The following is a 7,678-nucleotide window of genomic DNA, read 5'->3' as shown; positions in this document are numbered from 1 at the left end:
ACTATGCGCAGACTAATTCGAGCCAGCCTGGTGGCGGCTTTGGCTCTCACCGTAACAATGCCCGCCCTGGCCGCAGATAAATGGCCTGCGAAGCCGCTAACACTGATTGTGCCGTTCGGCCCCGGTTCCAGCCCCGATGTCATGTCCCGCGTGATTGCCGAAAAAGCCGGCGAAACCCTCGGCCAGACCATAGTGGTGCAGAACCGCCCTGGCGCCAGCGGTAACCTGGGCACGTCCGTAATCGCCAAGGCGAAGCCCGACGGTTATACCTTTGGCGTATCCATTACCGGACCCATGGTCAACAACACCGTCCTGTACGACAACCTGCCTTACGATCCCAAGAAAGATCTCTCGCCGCTGACACTGGGCGTACACCAGCCCAACATTCTCGTTGTGCCGGCGCAATCGCCCATTACCAGCCTGGATGGTCTGCTGAAGGCCACACAAGAACCCGGCTCGAAATACAACTTTCCGTCCACAGGCGCCGGCACGGTATCTCACCTGTCGGTCGAGCTGCTGCTTGAGCGCGCTGGCGGCAAGGCCGTTCATGTGCCCTACCCGTCATCCCCCGCCGCAGTAACCTCGCTGCTATCAGGCGATGCGCATTTTGCCGCCCTGCCGCCCATTGCCGTCATGTCCATGATCAAGGATGGCCGGCTACGCGCCCTGGCTGTCGTGACGGCAGGCGAGCGTGCCAGCTTCCTGCCTGATGTGCCCACGCTGGCGGAATTGGGCATGCCCGGCATTGAAGGCTCTGGCTGGATAGGCTTTGTCGCCCCTTCGGGCGTACCCGACGATATCAAGCAACAGTTGGCCGATGCGCTGATCGGCGCTATCCACAATCCCGACGTACAGGCCAAGCTGAAATCCCAGTTCATGGAGCCTGTAGGCGATCAACCTGCAGAATTCGCGCAGTATATGGATGACGAACTCAAGCGCTGGGTGCCGCTAATCAAGCGGCTTAACCTCAGCGTAAATTAACGCGAGCTATTGAAAAAGCACAGGGCGCCGAGGCGCCCTGTGCTTTTTTAATCCGCATGTTTCACTAAGGCGATTAGCTGATCGCCCGCATGAACGTTTCCATCTTGGTGGCGGTTTCGGCAATCTCGCTGTCGGGATCCGAGCCTGCTACCGTTCCGGCCCCCGCGTACAAGCGCAAGCGATTGGCATCGGTATGCAGGGCGCATCGCAATGAAAGCGCCCATTCGCCGTCGCCGTTGGCCCGCTGCCAGCCAACCAGGCCTGCAAAGTATTCACGGTCAAAGGGTTCCAGATCGCGGATATGCCCAAAGGCTGCAGCGGTTGGGTGGCCGCATATCGCCGGTGTCGGATGCAAGGCGCAAGACAAGTCCAGTGCGGTTACGCTGGGATCGCGCAACCTCCCGGTTATGTATGTGGACAGATGCCATAGCGTATCGGTGCCAATCACTGACGGGCCTGCGGGCACTTCCAGCTCGTCGCAATAAGGGCGCAGAATGCGTTCAATATCGCTGACCACATAAGAATGCTCGCGCAGGTCTTTCTCCGAGCACGCCAACCCTTCCCTACGCTCACGGTCAATGTCGGGATCGCTGCTTCTGCCAATGGAGCCCGCCAGCGGATTGACATAGATGCGGTCGCCTTCGCGCCGTACCAGCAACTCGGGACTGGCGCCCACCATGACGCCTGTAGGCTCCGTCTGATCACCATTAGCCCAAATAGGCACGGCAAAGGTATAGCCGTGGGCGTTGCGACTGAGCAGGTCAGGCAATAGCCGTTCGTAGTCCAGGGGCCGGTCCAGCTCGATATCCATGGCGCGGGCCAGGACGACTTTTTTTAGCTCGCCCTGTGCAAACAAGGTAAGTGCCTTGCGCACCATATCGCCGTATTCCTGCGGCGCTGGAACCGGTTCTCGTCGAACGATTTTCGGTTTTGCGTTGCTGCTGGCTGGCTGGCCCGCCGACACAGCCGAAGCCGCTGGTATGCCGTCACTTTCGTAGCGCAAAGGAATAGCCATACTGGCAGCATCGGTGCTGTCGAAAGGCACCAGCCCAAACATCAAGGGGTCGCTAATCCCGCGCTGACGGGCTTGTTCGAATAATGCCTGGACGCTGGCGCTGGTCGCCGGCTTATAGCTGGACAAGACTCCTTCTTTTCCTCGGGCTCGATACTGAGTATTGGGTGATGCAAAGAAAAAATCACCCACCTTGAATTCATCCAGCAGCCATCCTTTAGCTGGTGTATCGGCCTGCCCTGTCGGACTAGTTGTATTTGTCGAATTACCCGATTCGGTCGGCATGATGTTTCACCTGTCAGTATTAATTAACCCCGCGCAAGATAGCAGAAACAAAGGGGCTTTTCAATGAAGGAGGTGCCGGTGCCAATGGACGTTAATTGCTTAGGTAGCGAAAGAAACAGAATACCGGCAACGCTGGCCAATCAATGATTAAGTAGTGCCTCGGTTTTTCGCTTCAGCATCTCCGGAGAGATTTCGCCAGCATGCATGTCTACTAACGCATCATCATAAAAAAACAAGGTTATCGGAATGCCGACTGTACCCAGCGCGAGAGCCACTTCCGAGCGCGCATCGGACAGGACATGCTCCAAAGTAAGCGACTGTTGCTTCAAGAAGGCCTGGACTGCGATAGGGTCTTCTGCCTGATTGATGAATAAAAAAGGAAGATTAGGGTTTTGCGCAGCTAGCGCCGCCATGGCGGGCAACTCGCGCCTGCACGGCGAACACCAGGTAGCCCACAAGTTAACAACTACAGGGCCGAAAGCATACTGGCGCAGTTCAACTTGCGTTCCCTTGGCATCGATCAGAGTGACATCGGGAAGAGGCATCCCCTCTTTTGTGTCATTCAATGCAACTCCAGCAGCCAACCATACAAGCACGCTTGCGCCCAATATCGCTACGGCCATGCCTCTGGTACGCCAAGCACGAAACATAAAAAACGAACAGGCTACCGCGGCCATCACGCCTGAGCGCCACTCGAGCCCACCTTGCCAGAACATGAATGTCCGCAAGGGATCAGAAGAAAACGTTGCCCAATTCAACGCAACGTAGACCAGTCTTGCCACGACCAGGCCCACGATCAATGCCACGGTCGACCAAGCGTCAAATTTTTTGTCCATGCGTCGCGCTGCAATAGACACCAAAACTGTAAAGCTTAAAAACGCCAGCAGGCCCGCGAAGACACCATTGGGAATGGCAAAAGGTCCTATCGACACCATCCCCATTAATTGATTCCCTTTACTGCATTCATGAGATACCTATCCAATTCACTGTTATTGCTGCCATATCAGCTTGACCCTGCCTTATATTCATTTAAGAAATAAGCTTATTACTAAATTAACCATATAATCTTGAACTATGAACGTTAATGATCTACCCCTTCGCATATTGATACATGCACCCTCAGGCACAAGCTTGGCTCGCGCCCGCAACAACGCACTGAATATTCTGCGCGATCGGCCTGACGCCCAAGTACATATCGTGGTTAATGCAGACGGGGTGCGCGCCGCTCTGGAGACGTCGCATCCAGAGACCGACATGCTATTGCTCGCATGCGCGAACACACTCAGCAAAATCGGCGCCGTTGCACCCCCTGCCTTGCAAACCGTGCCAAGCGCCGCCATTGCTTTGGTCACTATGCAGCAAGATGGCTGGACCTACATTCGTGCCTAGCCAACAATGACACTGACGAGTATTGCGTTTGGATCAGTGATCGGAATGGTACTGGGGCTGACTGGTGCAGGCGGAGGCATACTGGCCGTGCCCGCACTGGTGCTAGGGATGGGAATGAACATGACCCAGGCGACACCCATTGCATTGATGGCGGTAGGCAGTGCGGCCCTATTAGGGGCTTTGGACGGGTTGCGTAAAGGGCTGGTTCGCTACAAGGCAGCATTCCTGATGGCCCTGCTAGGGTCTATCATTTCGCCGCTGGGAATCTGGATCGCGCACCAAGTATCTTCCCTGTTTCTCATGACGCTGTTCAGCCTGATCATGCTGCTTGTTGCCCTACGCATGCTGTTGCAAGTCTGGAAGAGTTCGAGGCGACAGCACGTCCCGACAACCCTGCATAAGCAATGCATGATCAATCCTGCTACAGGAAAACTGCATTGGAACTGGAAGTCCTCGTCCATTCTGGCCACTGTGGGCTCGATATCAGGATTGTTCACAGGCATGCTGGGCGTGGGCGGCGGCTTCTTGATCGTTCCAGCGCTCAAGCACTTCAGTAATATCAGTATGCACGGTATCGTTGCAACCTCGTTGATGGTCATTGCCCTGATTTCGATGAGTTCGGTAGCAAGCGCCCTGGTTTCGGGCGCACAGATATCCATCGCGGGCTGGTATTTCATTACCGCCGCGGTTGGCGGTATGCTGGCGGGAAGGCTGATTGCCCCCTCACTACCTGAAAGATGGCTTCAAGCCGGCTTTGCGCTAATTACCATCCTGGTATCGTTGCTGCTAATGAGCCGCGCCTACCTTTCAAACTGAACACCAAAGCTCGCTTGGAAAAACTTTTCAAGCTTCAATTATCGGGTATATTTCTGCATCATCCCAGGAGATAGAGTTGGCCGCAAAGCGTTTCGGTAGTTGGTACTTCGGATGGAACATCGTCGCCGCGGCGACGATGCTGACCTTGCTGACGGTGGGCATGCGCATGGGCATCGGGCCCTTCTTCCTGCCTATGGTAGAAGACCTGGGTTTCAGCCGCAGCCTGCTTTCGGGCATTATTGCCATCGGCATGCTTTGTTATGGCCTGGGGATGCCTATAGCTGGCTATCTGGTCAGCAAGCACGGCACGCGCCCCGTACTGCTGCTGGGCAATGCCGTGGTCGTAGCCGCATCGATATGGACTGTGTATGCCCGCGATCCCATCAGCTTCCTGCTTGCCTTCGGCATACTGCTTTCCATAGGCCTGGCACTGGCCAGCCCAGTCACGCTTACACCTGTGCTGGCCCGGTGGTTCATACGACGCCGGGGCATGGCCCTATTCTTTCTTTCTACGGGTTCCATGGCGGGAATTGCCGTCATGACACCGCTACTGAACGTGGCAATCGAAGCGGCCGGATGGCAGGCAACCATGCTTGGTTTCGCCGCCGTCTACACCTTGTTTACTGTTCCTATGGCGCTACTCGTCATCCGGGATGATGCGCCTGCGCATGGCGACCGAACCCGCGAAGAAGTCGCTGCCCTGCCCGCAGGCAAACGATCCTTGGCAGAAAGCCTGAAGCTGCGCGAAGCCCTGCGCACCTCGCCATTCTGGAAGATTACCTTAGGCCTGTTCGCTTGCGGCTTCAGCATGAACTTACTGGGCACGCATGGCGTGCCTATGCTGATGGATCACGGCTTCGATGCAACCACCAGTTCACTGGGCATAGGGTTGATCGGCTTGGTCGCCATTTTCAGCACTCTGGTGTTGGGTCGCATTTCCGATATCGTGCCGCGCAAGAAACTATTGGCTGCCATCTATTTCGTGCGGGGCCTGGGGTTCTTCGCCCTACTGGTGGTAGGCGCACATTGGGAACTTTATACCGCAGCCGCCATAGGCGGCATCGTATGGGCGGGCAGCATCGCCCTGTCGTCAGCACTCTTGGCCGATATCTATGGCGTGCGGCTGGTCGGTGTGTTGTATGGCTGCGCCTATCTGGGCCATCAAGTCGGAGCGATGATTAGCTCGTGGCTGGGCGGGTGGGCCTACGAGGCATTCGGCACACACTGGGTTGCCTTCGGCAGCGCTGGTGTCGTGTTGCTGATGGCCGCGGTGATCGCGCTATTACTTCCGCCTAAGGAATTTACGTTGATGGCGCGGCCAGCGGCAGCGTAACGCCAAAGCCCGCAAGGACTAAAGTTTACGGCCGTGCTGCCGTAAACCTATAAACCTAAATCAAAATAGCCCCGTGGCACGCCAAAAACTCACTTCAGGGCCTTGGCCTCATCCGCCAGTGAAAAGTGAACGATACGATGACTCAAGACTCAGCCTTCAAACGCATTTTCGGCGCCAGCCGCCGCCAATCTGATTTGCAAGGCCAGTTGGCCGCCATCCAGAGAGCCCAGGCGGTCATAGAGTTCGATCTCGACGGCCATATACTGATAGCCAATCAAAACTTCCTGGACACCATGGGCTATACGCTACAAGAAATCCAGGGCGAACATCACCAGATTTTTATTGATCCCGCTGTCCGGCAGTCGGCCGCCTATGCCCAGTTCTGGCAAAAGCTTGGCAGGGGCGACTACGACACTGGACGCTATAAACGGATTGCCAAAGATGGGCGTGAAGTGTGGCTGCAGGCCAGCTACAACCCTATTCTCGATCACGATGGCCGGCCTGTGAAGGTCGTAAAGTACGCAACCGACATCACTGAGCAAGAACGTCGCAATGCCGACAGCCGCGGCCAGTTGGCGGCCATATCCAGAGTCCAGGCAATTATCGAGTTCAAGCTCGACGGCACCATCATCAAAGCCAATGACCTTTTCCTGGAGGCCATGGGCTACAGACTGGACGAAATCGTCGGTCAGCATCACAGCATGTTCGTACAGCCTTCGCACATCAGCAGCCCCGCGTATCGCGAATTCTGGAAACAACTAAGCAAAGGCCAATACCAGACAGGTCAGTACCTACGCATAGGCCAAGGCGGACGGCAAGTCTGGATAGAAGCCAGTTACAACCCGATTCTGGATACCGAAAACAGGCCGTTCAAAGTAGTGAAATACGCCACCGACATCACCCGGCGCTTCACCGCAGCCCAAACACTTGAAGTCGCGGTGCAAGGTCTAAAAGAAAACGCAACACGGGCTACCCAGGCAAATGACCTGGCGCAAGAAGCCTGTAATGTCGCCGAGCAAGGCGGGCGCACGGTAGCCGATGTCGTACAAACCATGGACGCCATCACCGAAAGCTCCCGAAAAATATCAGACATCATTGGCGTCATGGATGGCATCGCCTTCCAGACAAACATTCTGGCGCTGAACGCCGCTGTCGAAGCGGCGCGCGCCGGCCCGCAAGGCAGGGGCTTTGCTGTCGTCGCCGCTGAAGTGCGCAGCCTTGCGCAAAACAGCGCTTCCGCAGCCAAGGAAATCAAAGCGTTGATTGTTGCGTCAGGCGAACAGATAGAACGCGGCGCCATCCTGGTTCATTCCGCAGGTTCGACCATGGACAATATACTGACATCATCCAAGCGCGTTACGGAAATCATGGCAGACGTGGTCAATGTTTCGCTGGCACAGTCGGAAAAACTGGACGAAGTCACCAGGGACATCACGCAATAGCTCTCAAGCTGGAACACCCTTCTTCAAAAAACCATATCCCTGACTCATACCGCGAGGGTTAGTCCGGGCAAGAAAAAGCCCCTTGATGCAACCATCAAGGGGCTTTTGCCAAAACAATATTAATCCTCTTCGACGAACGTCTCTTCACGTTTCTTGCGTATGGAAGGCAAGGCCACAATGACAACCAGCAACAATGCTGCGCCTAGTAGCGAAGCCGACAATGGTCGCATGACAAATGTAGAGTAGTCGCCGCGAGCCAACAGCAATGCCCGACGGAAGTTCTCTTCCATCATGGGTCCAAGCACCAGACCCAACAGCAACGGCGCACCCTCGCACTTGAGCTTGGACCAGATATAACCGACCACGCCAAATGCTGCCGTCATCCAGATGTCGAAGACGTTGTAGTTAAGGGAATACACC

The 7,678-nt window shown here is 55.8% G+C and carries 7 protein-coding genes and 1 pseudogene; 5 read left to right on the top strand and 3 right to left on the bottom strand.

Annotated elements, in window-relative coordinates; translation table 11 throughout:
- The first annotated feature begins 3 nt into the window (after nucleotides 1-3).
- A complete protein-coding gene (locus ABWO67_RS18200; protein ID WP_353154382.1) occupies nucleotides 4-981 on the top strand; it encodes a Bug family tripartite tricarboxylate transporter substrate binding protein in 978 nt (325 codons plus the stop codon).
- Between the two features lie 73 nt (nucleotides 982-1,054).
- Here ABWO67_RS18200 and ABWO67_RS18195 read toward each other — a convergent pair whose 3' ends face one another.
- Together ABWO67_RS18195 and ABWO67_RS18190 are read right to left on the bottom strand one after the other, a co-directional pair.
- A complete protein-coding gene (locus ABWO67_RS18195; protein WP_353154373.1) occupies nucleotides 1,055-2,278 on the bottom strand; it encodes an isochorismate synthase in 1,224 nt (407 codons plus the stop codon).
- Nucleotides 2,279-2,418: 140 nt separating this feature from the next.
- The gene (locus ABWO67_RS18190; protein ID WP_353154379.1) at nucleotides 2,419-3,213 is read right to left on the bottom strand and encodes a prolipoprotein diacylglyceryl transferase family protein; all 795 of its coding nucleotides are present in this window, start codon (nucleotides 3,211-3,213) and stop codon (nucleotides 2,419-2,421) included.
- A 196-nt stretch (nucleotides 3,214-3,409) separates the two neighbouring features.
- Here ABWO67_RS18190 and ABWO67_RS18185 point away from each other — a divergent pair, with 196 nt between their 5' ends.
- The 4 genes from ABWO67_RS18185 (at nucleotide 3,410) to ABWO67_RS18170 (ending at nucleotide 7,258) form a co-directional block, all read left to right on the top strand.
- Nucleotides 3,410-3,667: a DsrE family protein gene (locus ABWO67_RS18185; protein WP_353154370.1), complete on the top strand. Its 258-nt coding sequence runs from the start codon at nucleotides 3,410-3,412 to the stop codon at nucleotides 3,665-3,667.
- A gap of 6 nt (nucleotides 3,668-3,673) precedes the next feature.
- Nucleotides 3,674-4,483, top strand: coding sequence for a sulfite exporter TauE/SafE family protein (locus ABWO67_RS18180; RefSeq protein ID WP_353154367.1), 810 nt, complete (start codon nucleotides 3,674-3,676; stop codon nucleotides 4,481-4,483).
- Between the two features lie 136 nt (nucleotides 4,484-4,619).
- Entirely contained in the window at nucleotides 4,620-5,816 is a 1,197-nt protein-coding gene (locus ABWO67_RS18175; protein WP_353154376.1) for an MFS transporter, read from the top strand.
- Between the two features lie 137 nt (nucleotides 5,817-5,953).
- Nucleotides 5,954-7,258 (top strand): methyl-accepting chemotaxis protein, encoded by a 1,305-nt coding sequence (locus ABWO67_RS18170; RefSeq protein ID WP_353154364.1) that lies wholly within the window; start codon nucleotides 5,954-5,956, stop codon nucleotides 7,256-7,258.
- A gap of 119 nt (nucleotides 7,259-7,377) precedes the next feature.
- On the opposite strand, the pseudogene ABWO67_RS18165 reads toward ABWO67_RS18170, so the two are convergent.
- Nucleotides 7,378-7,678, bottom strand: a pseudogene (locus tag ABWO67_RS18165) (tripartite tricarboxylate transporter permease); the annotation flags it as partial.

The organism is Pollutimonas bauzanensis, assembly GCF_040393045.1.
GTDB classification, from domain to species: Bacteria; Pseudomonadota; Gammaproteobacteria; order Burkholderiales; family Burkholderiaceae_B; genus Pollutimonas; species Pollutimonas bauzanensis_A.
Note: the sequence above shows the minus strand (reverse complement) of the source record. Positions and strands in the feature narration are given on the sequence as shown.